The following is a 23,652-nucleotide window of genomic DNA, read 5'->3' on the forward strand; positions in this document are numbered from 1 at the left end:
GCTACTTCTTGACGATCCGTTCCTGGTCGACCGCAGACGCGTCGAGGGGCTCGTGCTCCTCGTGGCCCGGCTCGATGCCGTGCTTGGTGCCCCGGAAGTCCCGCTTGACCTCGGCCACGGCCGTCTCGAGCGCGGCGACCGCGTCGTCCTCGAGCTTGCCGGTCCCCACGATGGAGTCCATCACGTTGGTCGTCCGGCGGACGTGGTCCAGCAGCGCCTGCTCGAAGTCCAGCACGTCGGCGACCTCGACCTCGTCGAGGTGGCCGTTGGTGCCGGCCCAGATCGAGACGACCTGGTCCTCGACGGGGTACGGGGTGTACTGCTTCTGCTTCAGCAGCTCCATCAGGCGCGCGCCACGGGTCAGCTGCTGGCGCGAGGCCGGGTCGAGGTCCGAGGCGAACATCGCGAACGCCTGCATCGAGCGGTACGAGGCCAGCTCGAGCTTCAGCGTGCCGGAGACCTTCTTCATGGCCTTGACCTGCGCGGCGCCGCCCACGCGGGACACCGAGATGCCCACGTCCACGGCCGGGCGCTGGTTCGCGTTGAACAGATCCGACTGCAGGAAGATCTGGCCGTCGGTGATGGAGATGACGTTGGTGGGGATGAACGCCGAGACGTCGTTGGCCTTCGTCTCGATCATCGGCAGCCCGGTCATCGACCCGGCGCCCAGCTCGTCCGAGAGCTTGGCGCAGCGCTCGAGGAGACGGGAGTGCAGGTAGAAGACGTCGCCCGGGTAGGCCTCGCGCCCCGGCGGGCGGCGCAGCAGCAACGAGACCGCGCGGTACGCCTCCGCCTGCTTGGACAGGTCGTCGAAGACGATCAGCACGTGTTTGCCGCCGTACATCCAGTGCTGGCCGATGGCCGAGCCGGCGTACGGGGCGAGGTACTTGATGCCCGCGGCCTCGGAGGCGGGAGCCGCGACGATGGTCGTGTACTCCAGGGCCCCGTTGTCCTCGAGGGTCTGGCGCACGCCCGCGATGGTCGAGGCCTTCTGCCCGACGGCCACGTAGATGCAGCGCACCTGCCGGTCGACGTCCCCGGACTCCCAGTTCGCGCGCTGGTTGAGGATGGCGTCGACGGCGATCGCGGTCTTGCCGGTCTGACGGTCGCCGATGAGCAGCTGGCGCTGGCCGCGCCCGATCGGGATCATGGCGTCGATGGCCTTGATGCCGGTCTGCAGGGGCTCGTGGACCGACTTGCGCATGGTCACGCCGGGAGCCTGCGTCTCGAGGGCGCGGCGGCCCTCGGCCTCGATGGGGCCGAGGTCGTCGATGGGCATGCCCAGCGGGTCGACCACGCGGCCGAGGAACGCGTCGCCCACCGGCACGGAGAGGACCTCCCCGGTGCGCTGGACCTCCTGGCCCTCCTCGATGCCGCGGAAGTCGCCGAGGATCACGACGCCGATGTCGCGGGTGTCGAGGTTCTGCGCGAGCCCGAGGACCCCGTTCTCGAAGCGCAGCAGCTCGTTGGCCATGACCGAGGGGAGGCCCTCGACGCGGGCGATGCCGTCGGAGGCGCTGCTGACGCGGCCGACCTCGGTCCGTTCTGCGGTGCCGGGCTCGTAGGACGCGGCGAATTCGCTCAGCGCGCTACGGACGTCGTCGGCATTGATGGTGACTTCGGACATGTCCTGTCCCTGCTCTCCTAGTTCGTGATCACTGCCGTCAGCGGTGACCGTGAGTCCAAATCTGTGGCGGAACGCTGCGCTGGTCCACCGGCTGCTGCCGTCCGGCCGGCGGGGCACCCGCCCACGACGGCCTCGTGCCGACCCCGGGGTCAGGCCCCGATCCGCTGGCGCAGCGCGTCGAGCCGGGCCGCGACGGAACCGTCGATGACCTCTTCGCCGACCTGCACCTTGAGCCCGCCGATCAGCGCCGGTTCGACGTCCACGGTGAGCTTGAGGTCCTTGCCGTACAGCGTGTTCAGCTGCTGCTGCAGCCGCTCGCGCTGCACCTCGGTCAGCGGCCGCGACGTGGTCACGTGCGCGATCCACCGCTGGCGGCGGGCCGCCACCTCCTCCGCGAAGCGCTCGACGAGGCGGCCGACCAGGGCGCCGCGCGGCGAGAGCACGGCCTGCTCCACGAGCAGCAGGGCCTCGTCGGAGGCGCCCGGGGTCAGCCGGTGCGCCAGCCTCGTCTTGGCATCGACGTCGGCGCGCTGGTCGCTGAGGGCACGCTGCAGCTCGTGCGAGCCGTCGAGCACCCCCTTGAACGCGATCAGCTGGTCCACAACCTGCTCGAGGCCCCCGAGTCCGCCGCGGTTCTCGGCGGACGCCGCGGTGAGGGCCACCCCGGTGTGCTCGAGGGCGTCGGTGAACTCGCGGTCGTCGCTCCAGCGTCGGCCTGCGAGATTCGCGACGATCTCCACGGCGTCCGGGGAGACCTTGTCGGCGAGGATCCGGCGCACGACCTGCTCGCGCTGGGACCCCTCGTAGGAGGGGTCGGCCAGCGCACGGCGCAGGGCGCCGTTCTCGTCGAGGATGGCGAGCACGGCGAACAGCTCACGGGCGAGCGCAGGGCTGGCGGAGCCGGCCCTGCGCTCGGCCTCACGAGCGTTCTGCTGAGTGAATTCGTTCGCTGCGTCAGTCATTACCGCGCCGCACCTGCATTCCGTTCCTGCTCCTGCTCGAGGTCGGCGAGGAAGCGGTCGACCACCCGGTTGGACCGGGCATCGTCGTCGAGGGACTCGCCCACGATCTTCGCCGCGAGCGTGGTCGCCAGGGCGCCCACCTCGTTGCGCAGGGAGACCACGGCCGCCGAGCGCTCCGCCTCGATGGTGCGGTGGGCGTTCTCGGTGATCCGCGCCGACTCGGCGTTCGCCCGGTCCTTGAAGTCCGCAAGGATCTTCTCGCCCTCGAGCCGGGCCTCCTCGCGGATCTTCTGAGCTTCCAGGCGCGCGCTCTCGAGCTGCTGGTTGTACTCGTCGCGGGCGGCGGCGGCCTCGGCCTGCGCGGCCTTGGCCTTGGCCAGGCCACCCTCGATGGCCTCGGTGCGCTCGCGGTAGACCCGCTCGAACGCCGGCACGACGAACTTGACGACGAGGAAGAGCAGGATCAGGAACCCGATGAGGGTGATCGCCACTTCCCACAGGTTGGGGACGAGGGGGTTCGCCCCTTCCTCGGCTGCCAGCAAGAGTGTCATGTGCGCGATTCCTGTTCTCTAGGAAGGACTTGTACGGGATGCGCCACTCAGGCGATGAACGCGAGCACGAAGCCCAGAATCGCGAGCGCCTCGACCACGGCGAAACCGAAGAACAGCATCGGCTGGAGCACGCGCTGCGACTCCGGCTGGCGGGCGACGGACTGCATGTACGCGGCGAAGATCAGACCCACGCCGATGCCGCCGCCGATGGCAGCCAGACCGTAACCAATAGCGCTGAGCGAACCAGTCATGAGGAGTATTTCCTTTCTAGGTGCCCGGGGGCCGGGCGTCGTAGCCGTGTCGGCTCTGAACATTTCGGGGGTGGACTGCGGGGGTCCGGCCGGGGCCGGACCGGTTCTGCACCGGTGTCAGTGGCCCTCTTGCAGGGCACCCTGGACGTAGACGGCGAAGAGGAGGGTGAAGATGTAGGCCTGGAGGACCTGGATCAGGATCTCCAGGAAGTAGATGAACACGCCGAGCACCGTGGACCCCACGGAGACGATGCTCAGGAGGCCGCCGTTGGTGATGAGGTAGGCCGTCATCGAGGCCGCGACCATCAGGGCGAGGTGACCGGCGAACATCGTGGCGAACACACGCAGGGCGTGCGTGACCGGGCGGATGATCAGGTTCGAGAGGAACTCGATCGGGATGAGGAAGACGTACAGGGCCTTCGGCACGTCCGGCGGCATGGTCATCTTGCTCATGAAGCCGCCGAGGCCGTGGCGCTTGATGCCCATGAAGACCCACGTCACGTAGGCGATCCCGGCGAGCGCATAGGCGGAGCCGGCGTGGGAGAGGGTCGGCAGCTGCAGCACCGGGATGGAGCCGAAGAGGTTGTTGACCAGGATGAAGAAGAAGAACGTGAACAGCAGTGGGACGTAGGGGCGGAACTCCTTCTCACCGATGATGTCCCGGCCGAGGTGGTTGCGCACGAACCCGTAGCCGCTCTCGGCGAGGTACTGGGACTTCGACGGGACGAGCGCGTTGCGGCGGATGGCCCACATGAAGAAGCCGGCGATCAGGACGACCGACAGGAGGACCAGCACCATCTGCTTGCCGAAACCGAAGGAGCCCACCTCGAAGAAGTAGGGCAGGTGCATCTCGTCGACGGTCGGGGCGGTGAATCCTCCGGTGGCGGGGAGCCTGATGAGGGCGGCGTTCAATGCGGGTCCTTTCTGCAGTGCTCTGGCCGGTGGTCACGGTCGGGGCGCCGAGTCCGGGCCGGACTGGTGCGTGTTGTGAGGATCTGCACCGTCGGAGGACGGGTTGCGACGGAGCCCCTCCTGCATGTGGAGGTACACGACGTAGATCCCGGACGCGGCGCCGATGCACGCTCCCAGGACCACGATCCACCGGGTTCCCAGCACGCGATCCGCCCCCCACCCTACCAAACTCCAGAACCCCATCCCGATCACCACGTAGAGGAGTGTCGTCAGCCCTCCGGAGAGCCCGCCGCCCTCCACGAGCTCCCCCGCGGTGCGCAGTCTGGAGGCCTCCGGGGGCCCGTTCCGCCGGGCTTCGGGGCCGTCCTCCGGTGCGCCCGGCAGGGGCGTCCCGTCGGGGCGGGCCGCGTCGTCGCGGTCATCCGTGCTCATGGTCGTCCTGTCTCCTGTCGTCCTGTCGCCTGTCGTCCTGCTCCCGGTCGTCGGTGCTGCCGGCCGCGCCGGGGCCGCCCGGGCGCCGGGCCTCCGTCTCCCGCCGGGCCTCCAGCACCGGCCCCAGGGCGGCGCGGGTGCCGCGGGCGCCGGCCCGGGCCGCGAGTGCCAGCGAGACGACGAGCACGGTCAGCACGCCCACCCCGACCCAGCCCGGCGAGAGCCAGGGCGGCGCCGGCACGGTGAGCAGGACCCAGCCGAGCAGGAGCACCTTCAGCACGTACGTCATGGCGAGCGCCGGGGCGGCGACCGGCCCGTCCGCACCGGCGGTGGCCCGCGCCACGAGCACGGTGACCAGATGGCTCGCGGCGACCAGCCCCGCGCCGAGCAGGACGCTGAGCGCGGCCGCGCTCACGGGCGGGTCCCCGCCCGAGCGCGGGCGGCCACCCGCCGCCCGAGCAGTGCGGGCAGCACGAGGTAGAGCGCGAGCACCGCGAGGACGAACGCGCCGGCCAGGGCCGTGGCGGCGGGACCGGTGCGCAGACCCACGACCGAGGCGACGCTGACCAGGACGGTCGCGGTCGTGACGACGAGCGCGGAGCCTGTGTGGGACAGACCCGCGTCGGTGAGCCGCTGGTAGACGTGCTGGCGGTGCGGCCGGTACCAGGCCTCCCCCGCACGGACGCGGCGGAGCAGGGTCACGGAGGTGTCGGCCACGTAGACGGCGAGCGGGGGCAGGAGGTACTCGACGTAGACGCCCGAGAGGAAGGCCGCGACCGCGATGCCGGCCAGCGACCCGCCCAGCAGGTAGGAGCCGACGTCGCCGAGGAACACGGTGCCGCGGCCGAGGTTCCAGGGCAGGAACCCCGCGAAGCCGCCCGCCACGGCCAGGCCGGCGGCGACCATCCACGGCAGGTCGTTGGACGCGCCGGCCCAGGCGTACAGCAGCCCCGCGGCGAGCCCGTGCAGCCCCGAGATGCCGTTGATCCCGTCCATGAAGTTGGCCATGTTCACGTAGGCGGCGATCGCGAGGGTGCCCACGGGCAGCCACCACGCGGAGGTGCCGAGCACCGCGACCAGGACGGCCGTGGCGGCCAGCCCGATTCCCAGCTGGCCAGCCAGGCGCGCCGGCACGGACACGCCCCGGTAGTCCTCGGCCCAGCCGAGGGCGGCGAAGAGCCCCGTGACGGCCAGGACCACGAGCGCGACGGAGCGGTCGACTTCGATCGCGCCGGTGAGCAGGGCGGAGCCGTAGGCGAGGAGCACGGCGACGGCCACGGCCAGGCCCATGCCCCGCACGACCGTGCGGTGGTGGGAGGAGCGCTCGTTGGGGACGTCGAGCACGCCCCACCGGGCGAGCAGCGGCTTGACGGCCAGCGGCAGCAGGAGACTCAGCACGAGGGCCGGGACACCGACGGTGAGCACGAGCTCCCCGAGCCGGCGCAGCTCCTCCGGGTCGGGGGCGGCGCCCGGGTCGGTGAGGTCCAGCCCGGCGGGGAGCAGCACGGCCGGGGCCGCGCTCACGACGCCCGCCCCGAGGAGCTGCGCGGACGCTGGACCGACGTGGGCGGCGGCTGCGTGGACGGTCGCACGACGGGGATCGTGCCGGTGTAGACCATGCCGCCGCGCACCTTCCAGGTGTGCCGGTCCAGCTGGGCGGGGTCGAGGCGGTCGGCCCGGGCGTGGGAGATCTTCGGGTGGAAGGGCCGTTCGTCCTTCTCGCCGAGGCCGATGAGGTCCTCGTGCAGCTTCTCCCCCGGGCGCAGCCCGGTGACCTCGATCTCGATGTCCTCGCGCCCGCTCATCACGCGCAGCCGCTCGGCGATGTCCATGATCCGCACGGGCTCGCCCATGTCCAGGATCAGCACTTCGCCGCCGCGGGCGATCGCCCCCGCCTGGATCACGAGCTGGCAGGCCTCGGGGATGGTCATGAAGTAGCGGGTGGCCTCGGCGTGCGTCACCGTGATCGGACCCCCTTGGCGGATCTGCTCGGTGAACAGGGGGAGCATCGAGCCGCGGGAGCCGAAGACGTTGCCGAAGCGCACCGAGACGTACCGGCTCCCGGTGCGGTCCGCCATCCAGGCGGTGAGCTTCTCCGCGACACGCTTGGAGTGTCCCAGCGCCGTGGTGGGGTTGGCGGCCTTGTCGGTCGAGATGTTGACGAAGACCTCGACCTCCGCCTCCTCCGCGGCCTGCAGCACGTTGAGGGTGCCGATGACGTTGGTCTTCCACGCCTCGTCCGGGTACTGCTCGAGCAGGGACACGTGCTTGAGGGCGGCCGCGTGGAAGACCACCTGGGGCCGGCGGTCCCGGAAGATCGTCGCGACGGACTCGGGGTCGCGGATGTCGGCGAGGACGGTGTCGCGGCCGTCGAGCAGGCCGCGACCCGTGATGGAGATCTGGGTGCCCTGCAGGGCGGACTCGTCGCGGTCCACCATGATCAGCTCCGCGGGCTCGAAGCCGACGAGCTGGCGGCACAGCTCGGAGCCGATGGAGCCGCCTGCGCCGGTCACCAGGACGCGGCGGCCCTTGACGTAGCCGGCGATTCCCTCGACGTCGATGTCGACGGGGCGGCGGCCGATGAGGTCCTCCATGCTGATGTCCCGGAAGTCCGCGGCCTGGTGCTTGGCGGCGAGCACCTCGCCGAGCGGTGGCATGGTCATGACCCGGATCCCGGTGCCGGCCACGGCGTCCGCGACCCGGTGCATGATGCGGGGGTCCGGGCTGGACATCGCCACGATGAGCACGGAGGCGCGGGTGCGGGCCATGACGTCCCGGATGTCGTGCAGGGTGCCGAGCACGGGCACGGAGGAGATCCGCAGGTGCTTCTTGGCGGGGTCGTCGTCGAGCAGGGCCACGGGCAGGAACTCCGAGTGCGGGTCCTGCATCATGCGCTGGATGAGGAAGGTCCCGAGGTAGCCGGCGCCGTAGACCACCACGTGCTGGGCGGAGGCGCCCGGGCGGGCGGAGGCCTCCTGGTACATCCGCTTGAGGTAGCGGAAGGCGGCCATGAACAGGCACGCGAAGGGGAACGCGATGAGGGCGGTGGAGCGCGGGATGCCGATGCTCGTGCCCACCACCAGGAGCAGGACCTGCACCACGGCCGTGACGATGAGGGTGACCACCACCAGGAGCTTGGCCTCGTCGAAGCTGCCGAAGGAGTACCGCCCCTTGTACAGGGCGAAGGAGAAGCCGACGACGAGCTGGGCGGCCACGGCCACCACCGACACCAGCAGCAGCCCGGGCGCGCTGATGGACGGGAGGTCCATCTCGTAGCGCAGCACCAGAGCGAGCACGAGGGCCACGACCCAGGCGACGGAGTCCAGCAGCATCTGGATCCACAGCCACGCCACGGGCCTGTCCTGCGGGGCGGTGCGGGGCGGGAACGCCGTGCCGGCGCTCCCGGGGGGCACCGCCGTGCCGGCGGGGCGCTCGGGCTCACCACTCATCGCGTCGTTCCTTTCGTGGTCGGGGCCGGAGTCGGGGGCCGGGCGGGAGGAGGTCCGGTGCGGGACGGTCAGCGGCGGGGTGCGCCGACCATGGCCCGGTAGGCGAGCTCCCGGAGCCGGGTGGGGACGAACCGGTAGCCGCCGCGCACCACCACGTTGCGCACCCATTGTAGGAACCCGACGTGGCCGATCCCGCGCAACCGGGCCTGGAGGGCGAGCTCCGCGCGGAGCACGCGCCACCCCCCACGCCGCTCGTAGGAGCCCGCGGAGACCCGGTAGCCGACCAGCGGCTCGGCCACGTTGCGCACGTCGGCGCCCGCGCGCAGCATCCGCACCCACAGCCAGTAGTCCTCGGCCAGGGGCACGTGCACGTAGCCGCCGGCCGCCTGCACGGCCGAGCGCCGGAGCACCACGGTCGGATGGCTCACGGGGTTGCGGCGCCGCGAGACGGAGAGGATGTCCCGCTCCCCCACCGGGGCCCGGCGCAGGGCGAGCGGGGTCCGCTCGTCGTCGCCGATCTCGTGCATCGACGAGCCCACCAGGTCGGCCCCGTCCTCGATCACGGGCAGCTGCACCGCGAAGCGACGGGGGTAGGAGACGTCGTCGGCGTCGGCGCGGGCCACCACGTCGTGCCGGCACCGGTCGAGGCCGGCGTTGAGCGCCGCGGTGAGCCCCTCGTTGCGCTCGAGGTCGACCCGCACCACGGGCACGGGGAGCTCGCGCACGAGGCGGTCCAGCTCCGCCTCGAGCAGTGCGGGGACGGGGCCGTCGCGCACGACGACGAGCTCGGCGGGCCGGCGCTGCTGCTCGACGGTGGCCGACTCGGCCGCACGGCGCACCCGCTCCGCGGTGTCGGCCCGGTAGACGGGCATGAGCACGGAGAACTCGAGGCCGGGGGACGGGCTCACGGCGTCACCGCGGTCCGCCGAAGCCGCGGCCGCGCATCCCGCCGGCGTAGCGGCTCGCCCAGGAGGCGAGACCGCGCACGTCCCCCCGGCGCAGGTAGTAGAGGGGGTAGCCGACGAGGTCGGCCCCGAGCTGGACGACCCGCTTGTACCGCCACGTGGTCCAGCCCCGGTTGCGGAAGAAGTGCTCGCGCTTGAACGCGGTCCCGGGCACCACCACCTTGAGCCGACCGGGGACCACGACGTGCTCCTCGTCCCAGCCCGGCGGGTGCGCCACGGCGGTGCGGGTCGTGGTGCCGAAGGGCAGCCCGGAGCGGCGCAGCCGCACGAGGAAGTCGACCTCGTCGCCGCGCAGGAAGAGCTTGAGGTCCGGTAGCCCGACCGTGAAGAAGACGTGCTCGGCCATGAGGGCGCCGTTGAAGAAGGTGGCGTAGCCGGGCAGGAAGCCGATCCGCTCCAGGTCCGCCCGGGAGTGCGTCATCCGCCCCTCGAGACGGTAGGAGAAGGCCAGCGCGCCGTGGTCCTGGGGCGCCACGACGAGCGGGGAGACGACCGACAGCTCCCGCTGCGCGGCCTCGTGCAGGAGGATCTCGAGGCAGTCCGGGCCCTCCGGGTGGGCGTCGTCGTCCATGAGCCACACCCGGTCCGCGCCGGTGGCGAGCGCCGTCAGGATCGCGAGGGAGAACCCGCCGGCACCGCCCAGATTGGCGAGGGACCGCACGAGCTCGAGCGCGAACCAGCCACCGATCGCCTCCTCCAGCACCTCCCGCGGCAGCGCCTCGCGTCCGGCGTCGACGAGGCACAGGGAGGCGACGGGCACCGTCTGCTCCCGCAGGGCGGCGACGAGCGCGAGGACGTCCTCGTGCCGGTCCTGGGTCACGCAGGCCACCGCCACCGTGGGGGTGGGCGTGGGGTCGGACGGCATGCGGCTCCTCCAGGACGATGACGGGCGGTGCGGTGACGGGTGCGGGGTCCGGCGCGGTGCGGCGCGGACCGAGGGCGGGCACCGGGACGTCCCGAGTCTAGCAAGCGGCCGCCGGACGGCCGGGCCGGCGGGCCGCGTCGCCCCGTCCCGGCGGTGGCCCGGTCTGTACGATGATCGCAGGGATCGGGACCCGGACGACGGCGACCGGCAGCGACCGGCAGAGAGGAAGCACCGTGACATCGACGACGTGGGCAGTCCTGGGAGCGACGGGATTCGTGGGATCCGCGACCGTGGCCCGGCTGCAGGCGGACGGCCAGACGGTGGTCCCGGTCTCCGCACCACGGCTGGCGTCCGGGGCGAGCACGGTCCACCACCTGCTCCAGCAAGCCGGCCGGCTCGAGTCCGTCATCGACTACCTCGCCGAGTCCTTCGCCGGTGCCCATGTAGTCGTCAACGCGGCGGGCCTGGCGGCCCCGGACCAGACGCACGAGGAGTCCCTCGTGGGGGCGAACGCGCTGCTGCCGGTGCTCGTGGCCCTCGCGGCGCGCCGCACGAGCGTGCGCCGGATCGTGCACGTCAGCTCCGCGGCCGTCCAGGGCGACGTCGACGTCCTCGACGAGACGCCCACGGTCCGTCCCTTCTCCCCCTACTCCTTCTCCAAGGCCCTCGGCGAGAGCGCCCTCCTGAAGCTGCGCCGCGACTGGGCAGCCGAGGACGGGGCCCCCGTGATCACGGTGCTGCGCGCGACGTCGGTGCAGGGCTCCGGCCGGCGCACCACGGCGCGGCTGGCCCGCTTCGCGTCCTCGCCGCTGAGCTCGGTGGCCGGCGACGGCAGCGCGCACACACCGGTGACCTCCGTGCACGCCCTCACCGAGTTCATCTCCAGGGTGGGGCGCCACCGGGAGGCGCTGCCCCCGGTCGTGCTCCAGCCGTGGGAGGGGGCCACCACCGGCTCCATCCTGCGGGACGCGGGCCGGCGGGAGCCGCGCCACCTTCCCGTGCTGCTGTGCCGGCTCGTGGTGGACGCCGGGTTCGCGGTCTCGGCCCTGGCCGGGAACCGCTGGCACGGCGTCCTCCGCCGGCTCGAGGTCACGTGGTTCGGCCAGCGCCAGGTGCGCGGCTGGGCCGAGGACCACGGCGCGGTCCCCGAGCCGCGGATCAGCGAGGTGCTGCGCCAGGCCCACCTGGCCGCCGGACGGGGCTGAGCCCCTCCGGGGCGCTCCTGCGGAAACGCGCTCAGCCGCCGCCGCGGGCCACCAGCCGGGCGGCCTCGTCGACCGGCAGGGGCCGCGGCTCGCCCGGAGCGGCCGGCCGCTGGACGCGTGTGCGGTCCTGGTCCACGACCGGCCGGGTGCCCGCCGAGGAGCGCGCCACGAGCGCGGCGGCCAGGCCCTGGGCGGCCGCGGCCCGCGCCGGGCCGGGCGCCGGGGGCTGCTGGTCCGCCGGCGTGGCGACTCCCGGGGCCTCCGGGACGGACGGCTCCGCGGCGGGCGGCACCCCCGCCTCCGGATCGGGCTCGCTCACCGCGTGCGAGCCCGCGGCCGCGGGGCGCTCGGAGGCCGGGCCCGAAGCACCGGTGTCCGGCGCGGCGGTGCTGTCGAGCTCCTCGTCGCCGTCCGCCGGCACCACCGAGGGCACGACGGCCCGCAGCCGGGCGAGGCTCACGGTGCCGTGGCGCACCAGCACCGGGATCTCCCCCGTGCAGTCCACGATCGTGGAGGACACCGGGTCCCGGTCCGCGGGGCCGTCGACGGGCCGCGGGCCGCCGTCCAGGTAGAGCTCCACGGAGTCCCCGAGCATGTCCGCCGCGGCCTGCGCCGTCGGCGCGGCCGGGTGGCCGGTGCGGTTGGCCGAGGACACGGCCAGCGGACCGCTCTCGATGAGCAGCGCCTGGGCGAGCTCGTCGTCGGGGACCCGCAGGGCCACGGTCCCCTGGGTCTCCCCCAGGTCCCAGCCCAGCGACGGGTGGGAGTGGAAGATGAGGGTCAGCCCGCCGGGCCAGAAGGCGTGGGCGAGCGCGCGGGCGTCGTCGGAGACCTCGTCCGCCAGGCCGTCGAGCACCCCGGCGTGGGCGATGAGCACGGGCGGGGGCATCGCGCGCGACCGCCCCTTGGCCGCGAGCAGGGTCGCGACACCCCGGGCCGAGAACGCGTTGGCCCCGATCCCGTAGACCGTGTCGGTGGGCAGGACCACGCACGCGTCGGCCGCCAGGGCGCGCGCGGCGTGCTTGAGCCCGGCGGTGCGCTGGGCGATGCTGCTGCAGTCGTAGACGGTGTGGTTCACGGCGTCCATTCTCCCATTCCGGTCGTGCGTGCGGGGCCGCCGGGGGGCGTCCGGCCGGCCGTGGCCCGGGCCCGGCCCGTCAGGTCCTGGTGGCCCACGACGTCCTCGAGCCCCGCCGCCCGGAACGCGTGCGCCACGGCGATGGCCTGCACCTCGGCGTGCTCCATGACGAAGAACCCCCCGGGACGCAGGAGCCGCACGGCCGAGGCCAGGGCGGCCCGCGGGACGTCCAGCCCGTCGTCCCCGCCCCCGTACAGGGCGAGGTCCGGGTCGTGCTCCCGGGCCTCCGGCTCGCGCGGGACCGCGTCCACGGGGATGTACGGCGGATTGGAGACCACCACGTCGCAGCGTCCCTCGAGCTCCGGGAACGCCGTGCGCAGATCGCCCCGGACGAGCTCCGCGCGCGTCCCGCGCAGGTTCTCGGCCGCCCACGCGTGGGCGGTCCCGGACAGCTCCACGGCGTGCACGCGCGCCTGCGGCACCTCGTGGGCCACCGAGGCGGCGATCGCCCCGGAGCCGGTGCCCAGGTCCACCACGTGCGGCCGGTGCACGCCCGCGGCCAGCTGCTCGCGCAGCTCGTCGACCACCGCCTGCACCACGGTCTCCGTCTCGGGCCGGGGCACGAACACGCCGGGCCCGACGGCCAGCGTCAGGTAGCGGAAGTGCGCGACTCCCGTGAGGTGCTGCAGCGGGATCCGGCCGGCGCGCTCGGCCACCAGCTCCGCGTAGCCCTCGGGCTCGTCCCCGCCGATGATGGCCCGCGCCTCGACCTCCCCCCGGGACAGCCCCGTGAGGTGTCCCGCGAGCAGCAGCGCGTCGGTGCGCGCGGAGTCGATCCCCGCCTCGGCGAGCACCTGCTCCGCCCAGCGCACCGCCTGGCCCAGCGACCTCGTCATCCCGGGACCCCGCTCAGCCGTCCTGCCGGCCGATGGCCTCGAGCTGGGCCTGCTCGTCCATCTCGACGGCCGAGCGCACGACCGGTTCGAGGTCCCCCGCCATGACGTGGTCGAGGTTGTACGCCTTGTACCCGGTGCGGTGGTCGTTGATCCGGTTCTCGGGGAAATTGTAGGTGCGGATCCGCTCGGACCGGTCCATGGTCCGGACCTGGGAGCGGCGCTGCGCGGCGTTGTCCGCGTCGATCTGCTCCTGCTGGTGGGCCAGGATGCGGGCCCGCAGCACCCGCATCGCGGCCTCGCGGTTCTGCAGCTGCGACTTCTCGTTCTGCATGGCCACCACGATGCCCGTGGGCAGGTGGGTGATGCGGACCGCGGAGTCGGTGGTGTTCACGGACTGGCCGCCGGGCCCCGAGGAGCGGTAGACATCGATCTTCAGGTCGTTCTGGCTGATCTCGACCTCTTCGGGCTCGTCGACCTCCGGGAAGACGAGCACGGCCGCGGCGGAGGTGTGGATCCGGCCCTGCGACTCCGTGACCGGCACGCGCTGCACGCGGTGCACCCCACCCTCGTACTTCAGTCGCGCCCACACGCCCTCGGCGGGGTCCGTGGCGTTCGACTTGATCGCGACCTGCACGTCCTTGTAGCCGCCCAGGTCGGAGTCGTTGGTCGAGATGAACTCGGTCTTCCAGCCGCGGGCCTCCGCGTACTTCAGGTACATGCGCAGCAGGTCCCCGGCGAAGAGGGCGGACTCGTCGCCGCCCTCCCCCGCCTTGACCTCCAGGATCACATTGCGCCCGTCGTCGGGGTCGCGCGGGACGAGCAGCCGGCGCAGCTTCTCGCGGGCCGCCGCGAGCTGCTCCTCGAGAGCCGGGATCTCCTCGGCGAACTCCGGCTCCTCGGCGGCGAGCTCACGGGCCGCGCCGAGGTCCTCCTCGAGGCGGTGCACCCGGTGGTGGGCCTCGACGATGCCGTTGAGCTCGGCGTAGCGGCGCCCCAGGCGGCGGGCCTTGCCCTGCTCCGCGTGCACGGCGGGATCGGCGAGCCGGCGCTGCAGCTCGGCGTGCTCGTCGAGCAGGGACTGGATCGGGTCCGGCATGGGACGCTCCTTCATCGGGCGGCGGTGACGACGGTGGTCGGGTCGCGCGCGGGCGGCGCCCCGGCACGACGACGCCGCCGCGGCCCGGTCCGGGGGTCCGGACCGGGCCGCGGCGGCTGCGGGCGTGCTAGCGGTCGCTCTCGGCGCGGGCCGACAGCGTGGTCTTCTGCACCTGGAGCAGGAACTCGGTGTTGGACTGGGTGTCCCGCAGCTTGTTCGTGAGCAGCTCGAGAGCCTGCTGCTGGTCGAGCCCGGAGAGGACGCGGCGCAGCTTCCACATGATCTTGATCTCGTCCGGGGAGAGGAGGTTCTCCTCGCGGCGGGTGCCCGAGGAGTTGACGTCCACGGCCGGGTAGATCCGCTTGTCCGCGAGCGAGCGGGACAGGCGCAGCTCCATGTTGCCGGTGCCCTTGAACTCCTCGAAGATGACCTCGTCCATCTTGGACCCGGTCTCCACGAGGGCGGTGGCGAGAATCGTGAGCGAGCCGCCGTTCTCGATGTTGCGGGCCGCGCCGAAGAACTTCTTCGGCGGGTACAGCGCCGCGGAGTCCACGCCGCCGGAGAGGATGCGTCCGGAGGCGGGGGCCGAGAGGTTGTAGGCACGGCCCAGGCGGGTCATGGAGTCCAGGAGGACCACCACGTCCATGCCCATCTCCACGAGCCGCTTGGCCCGCTCGATGGCCAGCTCGGCGACCGTGGTGTGGTCGTCCGCCGGGCGGTCGAAGGTCGAGGCGATCACCTCGCCCTTGACCGTGCGCTGCATGTCCGTGACCTCCTCGGGGCGCTCGTCGACGAGCACCATCATGAGGTGGACCTCGGGGTTGTTGGTGGTGATCGCGTTGGCGATCGCCTGCAGCATCAGCGTCTTGCCGGCCTTCGGCGGCGAGACGATCAGGCCGCGCTGGCCCTTGCCGATGGGGGCGACGAGGTCGACGACGCGGGGCCCGATCTTCTTGGGCTCCGTCTCGAGGCGCAGCCGCTCCTGCGGGTACAGCGGGATCAGCTTCCCGAAGTCCACGCGGTCCTTGTTCTCCTCGGTCTTCTTGCCGTTGACCGTGCTGAGCTGGACCAGCGCGTTGAACTTCTGCCGCGTGCTGTTCTGCTGCTCGCCGTCGCGGGGAGCGCGGATGGCGCCGACCACGGCGTCGCCCTTGCGGAGGTTGTGCTTCTTGACCTGGGCGAGGCTGACGTAGACGTCGTTCGGGCCGGGAAGGTAGCCGGAGGTCCGCACGAACGCGTAGTTGTCGAGGACGTCCAGGATGCCTGCGACGGGCAGCAGGACGTCGTCCTCGGTGAACTCCGTGTCGTCGACCTCGGGGCCCGTGCTGCGCCCGCGGCGGTTGCGGCGCTCGTTGCGCTCGGCCCGGTCGTTGCGGTCCCGGTCCCGGTCGTTGCGGTCCCGGTCGCGGTCGTTGCGGTTCCGGTTGCGGCGGCTGCGGCGGCTGCCGCCGTCGCCGTCCTGGCCGCCCTTGTCCTGACGGTTGTCCTGGCCCCGGTTGTCCTGGCCGCCCTTGTCCTGACGGTTGTCCTGGCCCTTGCCGTCCTGGGACTTCCCGCCCTCGGAACGGTTGTCCCGCCGGTTGTTGCGGCCGTCGCCCTTGTCCTGGGCGCCCTTGTCCTGGGCGCCCTTGTCCTGGGCGCCCTTGTCCTGGGCGCCCTTGTCCTGGCCGCCCTTGTCCTGGCCGCCCTTGTCCTGGCCGCGGTTCTGGTTGCGGCTCCGGTCCTGCTTCGACTGGTCGTCGTCGCGGCCCTCGGCCGAGGAACGCGACTCGTCGGTCCTCTGCCCGGAGTCCTGACCGCCGTTGTCCTGGCCCGCGGGGCTCTGGCCGTTGTCGTCGCGGTTGCGGTTGCGGCGGCTCCGGTTGCGGTTGCGGCCGCCCTCGGCCTCGGCGCCGGAGGAGTCCTCCGCGGGAGCGGCCTGCTCCGAGGACGTGGCCGGCTGCTGCTGGGGGGGTCCCTGCGCTGCGCCCTGCTGATCGGTGGTCTGCGGCGCGGTGCCCTGCTGCTCGGCGGCGGACACCACACCCGTGCTCGTGGCGCGCCGGGCGCGCGAGCGCCGCTGCGGCTGGCCGCCGTCGGCGCCCTGCGCGGCGGAGTCCTCGCCGGTCGTCGCGGCCGCCGGGGCGGCACCCTGGTCGGCGCGGCTGTCGGCGGTCTTCTCGACCGTCTGCGCGATCTTCTCCTCGACGGCCCGGTCCCGGTCGGCGACGGCCCCGCCGCGCTGGTGCGCGGCGATCGCGTCGACCAGGAGGCTCTTGCGCATCCGCCGGGCGCCGGTGATCCCCAGCTGGGAGGCGAGCGCCTGGAGCTGGGCCAGCTTGAGCGCGGACAGGCCCGCGTTCCGGGGATCGCTGGTGGTGGTCTCTTCCGTACCCGTGGAAAGGTCGGTGGTCTCGGTCACGAAGTGTCCTTCTCCCTCGGTGGGGGGCCCATGGATCTCAGAGTCCAGGACCGTGGATGGTTCCCGGCGGGCCGCGATCGCGGGCCGCCTGCGGCGGGGCGCACTTCAGGGCGCGGCAGCCTGGGCGAACAAGGTGTCACCCGGAGATCATGGTGTGCTCCGGTCCGTGTCTGTGCGGGCCGGTGCGCCGACGGCATCGAAGGAGCCGGTGCCGGCGGGGGATCACCGGAGGATCTGAGGCCGTGGAGTCGAGGACCCCGGGGCATCCGACCGGGGCGCTGCCCCTCATGATGCCCGCTGTCCTCACCGCGCGGGGCGCGGTCTCCTACCCCTGGATCTGCTGCGGGTGCCTCTCCAGCTTAGCACCCTGACCGTCGACCCGCAGACGGAGGACACGCCAGGCGACGGAATCGGTCCCGCGTGCGACGAGCTCCGCGAGGACCTGCTCCGTCTGCTCCGCCTGGTGCCGGTCCGCGGCGAGGACCAGGACGGTCGGGCCGGCCCCGGAGATCATGGCCGGCAGCCCGCGCTCCCGCAGCGCGGTCATCAGCCGGGCGCTCGGGGGCATGGCGGAGGCCCGGTACGGCTGGTGCAGCCGGTCCTCGGTGGCGGGCAGCAGCAGCCCGGGGCGCCGCGTCAGCGCCTCGACGAGCAGGGCCGTCCGTCCGGCGTTGACCGCGGCGTCGTGGTGCGGGACGGTCGCGGGCAGCAGGGACCGGGCGAGACGGGTGGGGACCTCGAAGTCGGGGATCGCGACCACCGGCACGACGTCCTCGTGGACGACCACGGGGGCGCTGCGGTAGCCGTCGGCGTCGGTCCAGGAGATCACGAGACCACCGTAGAGGGACGGGGCCACGTTGTCCGGGTGGCCCTCCATGGCGGCGGCGACCTGGAGCAGGCGCCGGTCGTCGAGGACCCGCTCCGCGGGCAGCAGTGCGTTCGCCGCGAGCACGCCGGCCACCACGGCCGAGGCGCTCGAGCCCATGCCGCGTCCGTGCGGGATCCGGTTGGTCGCCTCGAGCCGCAGTCCCGGCAGCTCCTCGACGCCCGCGGCCCGGAAGGCGGCCCGCATGGCGCGGACCACCAGGTGCTCCGCGGACCGGGGCACCGACGCGGAGCCCTCCCCGTGCAGCTCGAACGCCAGGCCGCCGCCGGTCACGGTCACGGCGAGGTCGTCGTAGTGGCCGAGCGCCAGGCCCAGGCTGTCGTAGCCCGGGCCCACGTTGCCGGTGGAGCCGGGGACGCTCACCGCCACCCGCTGGCCGATCTCGAACATCCGGGACTACTCCAGGCCCAGCGCGGCGGCGACGGCGACCACGTCGAAGGGCACGCGCTGGGGCTCGACCAGCGCGGGGTCCTCCCGCTCGGCGGCCTTGATCGCCCACTGCGGGTCCTTGAGGCCGTGGCCGGTCACGGTGATGACCACCGTCTGCCCCGTGGGGGCCTCCCCCGCGGCGTGCTTCTGGAGCAGGCCCGCCACGCCCGCGGCGGACCCCGGCTCGACGAACACGCCCTCCTGGGCCGAGAGCCACCGGTGGGCGGACAGGATCTCGTCGTCCGAGACGGAGCCGATGAGCCCGCCGGACTCGTCGCGGGCGGCGATCGCCGAGTCCCAGGACGCGGGGTTGCCGATCCGGATGGCGGTCGCGATCGTCTCGGGCTCCGTGACGGGATGGCCGAGGACCAGCGGCGCCGCCCCCTCGGCCTGGAAGCCCCACATCACGGGCAGCTTCGTCGAGACGGCGGGCAGCTCCCCCGCGGCCCGGGAGCCGTACGGCCGGGCGTACTCCCGGTAGCCCTTCCAGTACGCGGTGATGTTGCCGGCGTTGCCGACCGGCAGGATGTGCAGGTCCGGGGCATCGCCGAGGGTGTCGACCACCTCGAACGCCCCCGTCTTCTGGCCCTCGATCCGGTACGGGTTCACGGAGTTCACGAGGAACACGGGGTAGGACTCGGAGAGCTTGCGGGCCACCTCGAGGCAGTTGTCGAAGTTGCCGTCCACCTGGATGATGTCCGCGCCGTGCGCGACGGCCTGCGAGAGCTTGCCCATGGCGATCCGGCCCTCGGGAACCAGCACCGCGCACGTGAGCCCGGCCTGCTTGGCGTAGGCCGCGGCGGAGGCGGAGGTGTTGCCGGTCGAGGCGCACACGACGGCCTCGGCGCCCTCCTCCTTGGCCTTCGTGATGGCCATGGTCATGCCCCGGTCCTTGAAGGAGCCGGTCGGGTTCATGCCCTCGAACTTCAGCCAGACGGTGTTGCCGGTGAGCTCCGACAGGGCGCGCGCCCGGATCAGCGGCGTACCCCCCTCTCCCATCGTGATGACCTCGGTGGAGCCGGAGACCGGCAGACGGTCCCGGTACTCGTTGATGACGCCCTGCCAGACGTGTGCCATGTGCTGGATCTCTTCCTGTGGACTCGATGGTGGGGGGTGCTCGTGCGGTGCGGGTGCGTGGGGCGGTGCCGCCTCCGGGGGCGGTGGCGCCCGGTCCGCGGGCGGCACCGCCGGGGGTCTCAGTCGGCGTGCTCCACGCGGATCACGCCGGTGACGTCCTCGACGAAGGGCAGCTCGCGCAGGGCGTCCACCGTGGCCACGAGGTCCTTGTTCGCGCCCCGGTGGGTCACGAGCCGGATCTCCGACAGCTGCGGGTCGCCGTGCGGGTGGTCCGTCTGCTGCATCGTGAAGATCGACACGCCGTGGTCGGCGAAGACCTGGGCGATCCGCGCCAGGACGCCGAGCCGGTCCTGGACCGTCAGGGTGATCGAGAAGCTCGTGCGGACCTCGTCCATCGGCGCCGCGGCCAGCTGGGCGTGGGGGTCCGCGCCCTGGGCCGGGCCGCCGAGCACGAGCCGGCGCGCCGCCGAGACGAAGTCGCCCAGCACCGCCGAGGCGGTGGCGGCGCCGCCGGCACCCGCGCCGTAGAACATGAGGGACCCGGCGTTCGCGGCCTCGACGAACACGGCGTTGTAGGCCCCGTGCACGCCCGCCAGCGGGTGCTCCCGCCGGATCATGGTCGGGGTGACCCGCAGGTTCACGCCGCCCGAGCAGCGCTCGCACACCGCCAAGAGCTTGATCACGTAGCCGGCCTCGCGGGCGGCGGCGACGTCGGCGGCGGTGACGCCGGTGATGCCGCGGCAGTACACGTCGTCGATGGTGAAGGTCGAGTGGAAGGCCAGGGACGCGAGGATGGCGGCCTTCGCCGCGGCGTCGTGGCCCTCCACGTCGGCGGTGGGGTCCGCCTCGGCGTAGCCGAGCTGCTGCGCCTCGGCGAGCGCGTCGTCGAACTGCGCGCCCGTGGTGTCCATCTGGTCGAGGATGTAGTTCGTGGTGCCGTTCATGATGCCCAGCACGCGGTCCACCCGGTCCCCCGCGAGGGAGTCCTGCATGGGGCGCACGATGGGGATCGCCCCGGCCACGGCGGCCTCGTAGGCCAGCGGCACACCGGCGGCGTCGGCCGCGTCCTGGAGCTGGCGGCCGTGCCGGGCGATGAGGGCCTTGTTGCCCGAGACCACCGGCTTGCCGCCGTGCAGGGCCCGCAGGATGCGACTGCGGGCCGGCTCGATGCCACCGGTCAGCTCGATGACGACGTCCGCGGCGTCGACGAGGGCCTCGGCGTCGGTGGTGAGCAGCGACTCGGGCAGCTCGACGGTCCGCCGGGCGGCGAGGTCCCGCACGGCGATGCCGACGAGCTCCACGGGCGCGCCCACGCGGGCGGCGAACTCGGGGCCGTGGTCGAGGAGGGTCCGGGCCACCTCGGCGCCGACGTTGCCGGCACCGAGCAGGGCGACCTTCACGGTCGAGGGCGGGCGGGTGGTCTCAGAGGTCGCGGTCAATCAGGCTCCCAGGTCGCGGGCGAACAGGTCTTCTTCGGTCTCGCCCCGCACGATGAGCCGGGCCTCCGGCCGGTCCCCGGCGGCGCGCACGGCGACGACCGGCGGACGGGCGATCCAGTTGTAGTTGCTGGACAGGGCCCAGCAGTAGGCACCGGTGGCGGGCACGGCCAGGACGTCCCCGGGGGCGAGATCCTCGGGCAGGTAGACGTCCCGCACCACGATGTCCCCGGACTCGCAGTGCTTGCCCACCACCCGGGAGAGCACGGGCGCGCCCTCGGCACGGCGGTTGGCGAGCACGGCGGTGTAGTCCGCGCCGTAGAGCACGGGACGGGCGTTGTCGCTCATCCCTCCGTCCACGGAGACGTACCGGCGCTGCGCGCCGGACTCCGCCGTGACGGTCTTCAGGGTGCCCACGGTGTAGAGGGTGCACGCGGCCGGCCCGCAGACGGCCCGCCCGGGCTCGATGGACAGGTGCGGGACCGCCATGTGCAGGGACCGCGCCGTGGCGGCCACCCGGTCCGCGAGGGACTCGGCGATCTCGCGCGCCGGGCGCGGGGTGTCCGCCTCGGTGTAGGCGATGCCGTAGCCGCCGCCGAGGTCCAGCTCCGGGAGGGTCAGTCCGAAGCGCTCGTCCGCCTGCGCCATGAAGGCGAGCACCCGCTCGGCCGCCTCCCCGAAGCCGTCGGCGTCGAAGATCTGGGAGCCGATGTGGCAGTGCAGGCCGCGCAGGTCGAGGTCGGGGTCCACCACGCACGCGGCGACCGCCTGCATGGCGGGGCTGTCCCCGCCGCCCCCGGGCCGGGCGAGGGACAGCCCGAACTTCTGGTCCTCGTGCGCGGTAGCGATGAACTCGTGCGTGGACGCGTGCACCCCCGGGGTCACCCGGAGCATCACCGGCGCCACGACGCCCAGGGTGCGCGCCAGGTGCGCGACGAGCTCGATCTCGGCCAGGGAGTCCACCACGATCCGGCCGAGCCCGTTGTCGAGGGCGCGGGTGATCTCGGCGGCCGACTTGTTGTTGCCGTGCAGCGCGATCCGGGCGGGCTCCATGCCGCCGCGCAGGGCGACGGCCAGCTCCCCGCCCGAGGAGGTGTCGACGTTGAGCCCCTCCTCGCGGATCCAGCGGACCACCTCGGTGGTCAGGAAGGACTTCCCGGCGTAGTAGACGGAGACCTCCGCCCCGATCCGCGCGAACGCCTCGGTGAAGGCGGCGCGGAACTCCCGGGCGCGCGCCCGGAAGGTGTCCTCGGAGTAGACGTAGGAGGGAGTGCCGTAGCGCTCGGCGAGTTCCGTCGCGGGGATCCCCGCCACGGTCAGCACGCCCTCGGCGTCGCGGCGGAACGCCTCGGGCCAGATGGCGGGGTCGAGCGCGTCGAGGTCCTGGGGCACGCTGAGCCACTGCGGTGCCAGGGGCGAGCCCCCGGTGCGGGTCGTCGGGTCGGCGGTCATGCGGTCACATCCTCTCGGGGGCCGACACGCCGAGCACGCCCAGGCCGTTGGCGAGGACCTGGCGTGCGGCGTCGTTGAGCCACAGTCGGGTGCGGTGCAGGTCGGTGACGTCGTCCTCGCCCTGCGGGGCCACACGGCAGACGTCGTACCAGCGGTGGTAGGTCCCGGCGAGCACCTCGAGGTGGCGCGCGACCCGGTGCGGCTCGCGGAACTCGGCGGCCTGGGCGAGCACCGAGGGGTACTGGCCGAGGGCGGCCAGCAGCTCCCCCTCCATCGGGTGGTCGAGCAGCGACGCGTCGAACACGGCCTTCCCCTGCTCGTCCGTGCGGGCGACGCCGGCCGCCTCGGCGTTGCGCCCCACCGCGCACGTGCGGGCGTGGGCGTACTGGACGTAGAAGACCGGGTTCTCGTTGGATCGCCGGGTCAGCAGGCTCAGGTCGATGTCGATGTTGGAGTCCACGGAGAAGCGGGTCAGCGAGTACCGGGCGGCGTCGACGCCGACGGCCTCGACGAGGTCCTCCATGGTCACCACGTTGCCGGCGCGCTTGGACATCCGCACGGGACCGCCGTCCTGGACGAGGTTGACCATCTGGCCGATGAGCACCTCGACCCGGTCCGGGCTGTCGCCCAGGGCCGCGGCGGCGGCCTTGAGCCGGGCCACGTAGCCGTGGTGGTCGGCGCCGAGCATGTAGATGCACAGGTCCGCCCCGCGGTCCCGCTTGTCCTTGAAGTAGGCGATGTCCCCGGCGATGTAGGCGGCCTGGCCGTCCGACTTGATGACCACCCGGTCCTTGTCGTCGCCGTAGGCGCTCGAGCGCAACCACCAGGCGCCGTCCGCGAAGTAGAGGGCGCCGGAGGTCTTGAGCTGCTCGAGGAGCTCGTCCACGGCGCCGTTGTCGAACAGGGACTGCTCGTGGAAGTACACGTCGAAGTCCACGCCGAAGTCGTGCAGCGAGGACTTGATCTCGGCGAACATCAGCTCGACGCCCGCCGCGCGGAACGCCTCCTGGGGGTCCCCGGACTCGAGGACGCCGGGGTTCTCGGCCACGACCCGAGTGGCGATGTCGGTGATGTACTCCCCGCCGTAGCCGTCCTCGGGGGCGGGCTCGCCCTGGGCGCGGGCCAGCAGGGAACGGGCGAAGCGGTCGATCTGGCCGCCGGCGTCGTTGAAGTAGTACTCGCGCACCACGTCGGCGCCCTGCGCCTCCAGCACGCGGGCGAGGGAGTCGCCGACCGCGGCCCAGCGGGTGCCGCCCAGGTGGACCGGTCCGGTCGGGTTCGCGGAGACGAACTCCAGGTTGACGGACGTCCCGGCCAGCGACCGCGTCCTGCCGAAGGCCTCGCCCTGCTCCACGACGGTGCGGGCGATCTCCCCGGCGGCGGCGGCGTCCAGGGTGATGTTGAGGAACCCGGGGCCGGCCACGTCGACGGCGGCCACGCCCGCGGTCCCCTGCAGGCGGTCCCTGACCACGGCGGCGACGTCGCGCGGGGCGCGCCCCACCTTCCGGGCGAGCTGCATGGCGACGTTGGTCGCCCAGTCCCCGTGCTCCCGGTTCTTCGGTCGCTCGATCCGCACCTCCGGCAGCCGGGCGCCGTCGGCGAGGGCGAGGTCGCCCCGGGCCACGGCGTCCTGCAGGCATGCGGATACGGCGATAGAAAGTTGTTCTGGAGTCACCGGACCA

Annotated in this window: 21 protein-coding genes; 1 reads left to right on the forward strand and 20 read right to left on the reverse strand. The window is 73.0% G+C overall.

Annotated features, from left to right (window positions below; all coding sequences use genetic code 11):
- Position 1 precedes the first annotated feature (1 nt).
- The 11 genes from atpA to ACFYE1_RS00190 form a co-directional block, all read right to left on the reverse strand.
- The gene (gene atpA, locus ACFYE1_RS00140) at positions 2 to 1,627 is read right to left on the reverse strand and encodes a F0F1 ATP synthase subunit alpha (RefSeq protein ID WP_387738671.1); all 1,626 of its coding nucleotides are present in this window, start codon (positions 1,625 to 1,627) and stop codon (positions 2 to 4) included.
- Between the two features lie 149 nt (positions 1,628 to 1,776).
- Entirely contained in the window at positions 1,777 to 2,589 is an 813-nt protein-coding gene (locus ACFYE1_RS00145) for a F0F1 ATP synthase subunit delta (RefSeq protein ID WP_387738673.1), read from the reverse strand.
- Positions 2,589 to 3,140, reverse strand: coding sequence for a F0F1 ATP synthase subunit B (locus ACFYE1_RS00150; RefSeq protein ID WP_133410898.1), 552 nt, complete (start codon positions 3,138 to 3,140; stop codon positions 2,589 to 2,591). Before ACFYE1_RS00150 ends, ACFYE1_RS00145 begins: the two co-directional genes overlap by 1 nt.
- Before the next feature lie 47 nt (positions 3,141 to 3,187).
- Complete coding sequence (gene atpE / locus ACFYE1_RS00155) at positions 3,188 to 3,391, reverse strand: ATP synthase F0 subunit C (RefSeq protein WP_017833261.1); 204 nt, start codon at positions 3,389 to 3,391, stop codon at positions 3,188 to 3,190.
- A 117-nt stretch (positions 3,392 to 3,508) separates the two neighbouring features.
- Positions 3,509 to 4,303 carry a F0F1 ATP synthase subunit A gene (gene atpB, locus ACFYE1_RS00160; RefSeq protein ID WP_309057384.1) on the reverse strand — a complete coding sequence of 265 codons (795 nt, stop codon included), beginning with the start codon at positions 4,301 to 4,303 and terminating at the stop codon, positions 3,509 to 3,511.
- 33 nt (positions 4,304 to 4,336) lie between these two features.
- Positions 4,337 to 4,735: an AtpZ/AtpI family protein gene (locus ACFYE1_RS00165; RefSeq protein WP_387738676.1), complete on the reverse strand. Its 399-nt coding sequence runs from the start codon at positions 4,733 to 4,735 to the stop codon at positions 4,337 to 4,339.
- Positions 4,722 to 5,150, reverse strand: coding sequence for a hypothetical protein (locus tag ACFYE1_RS00170; protein ID WP_387738678.1), 429 nt, complete (start codon positions 5,148 to 5,150; stop codon positions 4,722 to 4,724). Before ACFYE1_RS00170 ends, ACFYE1_RS00165 begins: the two co-directional genes overlap by 14 nt.
- Positions 5,147 to 6,259, reverse strand: coding sequence for an MraY family glycosyltransferase (locus tag ACFYE1_RS00175; RefSeq protein ID WP_387738681.1), 1,113 nt, complete (start codon positions 6,257 to 6,259; stop codon positions 5,147 to 5,149). Before ACFYE1_RS00175 ends, ACFYE1_RS00170 begins: the two co-directional genes overlap by 4 nt.
- Positions 6,256 to 8,184 (reverse strand): polysaccharide biosynthesis protein, encoded by a 1,929-nt coding sequence (locus ACFYE1_RS00180; RefSeq protein ID WP_387738684.1) that lies wholly within the window; start codon positions 8,182 to 8,184, stop codon positions 6,256 to 6,258. Before ACFYE1_RS00180 ends, ACFYE1_RS00175 begins: the two co-directional genes overlap by 4 nt.
- A 68-nt stretch (positions 8,185 to 8,252) precedes the next feature.
- Entirely contained in the window at positions 8,253 to 9,092 is an 840-nt protein-coding gene (locus tag ACFYE1_RS00185; RefSeq protein WP_387738686.1) for a glycosyltransferase, read from the reverse strand.
- A gap of 4 nt (positions 9,093 to 9,096) precedes the next feature.
- Positions 9,097 to 10,014 (reverse strand): glycosyl transferase, encoded by a 918-nt coding sequence (locus tag ACFYE1_RS00190; protein ID WP_387738688.1) that lies wholly within the window; start codon positions 10,012 to 10,014, stop codon positions 9,097 to 9,099.
- Positions 10,015 to 10,247: 233 nt separating this feature from the next.
- On the opposite strand from ACFYE1_RS00190, the gene ACFYE1_RS00195 reads away from it, so the two are divergent.
- Positions 10,248 to 11,219 (forward strand): NAD-dependent epimerase/dehydratase family protein, encoded by a 972-nt coding sequence (locus tag ACFYE1_RS00195; RefSeq protein WP_387738690.1) that lies wholly within the window; start codon positions 10,248 to 10,250, stop codon positions 11,217 to 11,219.
- A gap of 31 nt (positions 11,220 to 11,250) precedes the next feature.
- On the opposite strand, the gene ACFYE1_RS00200 is transcribed toward ACFYE1_RS00195, so the two are convergent.
- The 9 genes from ACFYE1_RS00200 to argS all read right to left on the reverse strand — a co-directional run bounded on the left by ACFYE1_RS00200 (position 11,251) and on the right by argS (position 23,645).
- Complete coding sequence (locus ACFYE1_RS00200) at positions 11,251 to 12,297, reverse strand: L-threonylcarbamoyladenylate synthase (RefSeq protein ID WP_387738692.1); 1,047 nt, start codon at positions 12,295 to 12,297, stop codon at positions 11,251 to 11,253.
- Positions 12,294 to 13,193 carry a peptide chain release factor N(5)-glutamine methyltransferase gene (prmC, locus tag ACFYE1_RS00205; RefSeq protein ID WP_387738694.1) on the reverse strand — a complete coding sequence of 300 codons (900 nt, stop codon included), beginning with the start codon at positions 13,191 to 13,193 and terminating at the stop codon, positions 12,294 to 12,296. The genes ACFYE1_RS00200 and prmC overlap by 4 nt, the downstream gene beginning before the upstream one ends.
- A gap of 13 nt (positions 13,194 to 13,206) precedes the next feature.
- On the reverse strand, positions 13,207 to 14,289 hold the full coding sequence (gene prfA / locus ACFYE1_RS00210) for a peptide chain release factor 1 (protein ID WP_387738696.1): 1,083 nt from the start codon (positions 14,287 to 14,289) through the stop codon (positions 13,207 to 13,209).
- Between the two features lie 127 nt (positions 14,290 to 14,416).
- Entirely contained in the window at positions 14,417 to 16,690 is a 2,274-nt protein-coding gene (gene rho / locus ACFYE1_RS00215) for a transcription termination factor Rho (RefSeq protein WP_387738698.1), read from the reverse strand.
- Between the two features lie 325 nt (positions 16,691 to 17,015).
- Positions 17,016 to 17,966 (reverse strand): homoserine kinase, encoded by a 951-nt coding sequence (gene thrB / locus ACFYE1_RS00220; protein WP_387738700.1) that lies wholly within the window; start codon positions 17,964 to 17,966, stop codon positions 17,016 to 17,018.
- A 6-nt stretch (positions 17,967 to 17,972) separates the two neighbouring features.
- The gene (gene thrC, locus ACFYE1_RS00225) at positions 17,973 to 19,082 is read right to left on the reverse strand and encodes a threonine synthase (RefSeq protein ID WP_387738702.1); all 1,110 of its coding nucleotides are present in this window, start codon (positions 19,080 to 19,082) and stop codon (positions 17,973 to 17,975) included.
- A 119-nt stretch (positions 19,083 to 19,201) separates the two neighbouring features.
- Positions 19,202 to 20,521: a homoserine dehydrogenase gene (locus ACFYE1_RS00230; RefSeq protein ID WP_387738704.1), complete on the reverse strand. Its 1,320-nt coding sequence runs from the start codon at positions 20,519 to 20,521 to the stop codon at positions 19,202 to 19,204.
- Positions 20,522 to 21,970, reverse strand: coding sequence for a diaminopimelate decarboxylase (gene lysA / locus ACFYE1_RS00235; RefSeq protein WP_387738707.1), 1,449 nt, complete (start codon positions 21,968 to 21,970; stop codon positions 20,522 to 20,524).
- A 4-nt stretch (positions 21,971 to 21,974) separates the two neighbouring features.
- A complete protein-coding gene (argS, locus tag ACFYE1_RS00240; protein WP_387738709.1) occupies positions 21,975 to 23,645 on the reverse strand; it encodes an arginine--tRNA ligase in 1,671 nt (556 codons plus the stop codon).
- Positions 23,646 to 23,652: the final 7 nt, after the last annotated feature.

The sequence above is a fragment of the Kocuria nitroreducens genome, assembly GCF_042879195.1.
In the GTDB taxonomy this organism is placed as follows: Bacteria; Actinomycetota; Actinomycetes; order Actinomycetales; family Micrococcaceae; genus Kocuria; species Kocuria nitroreducens.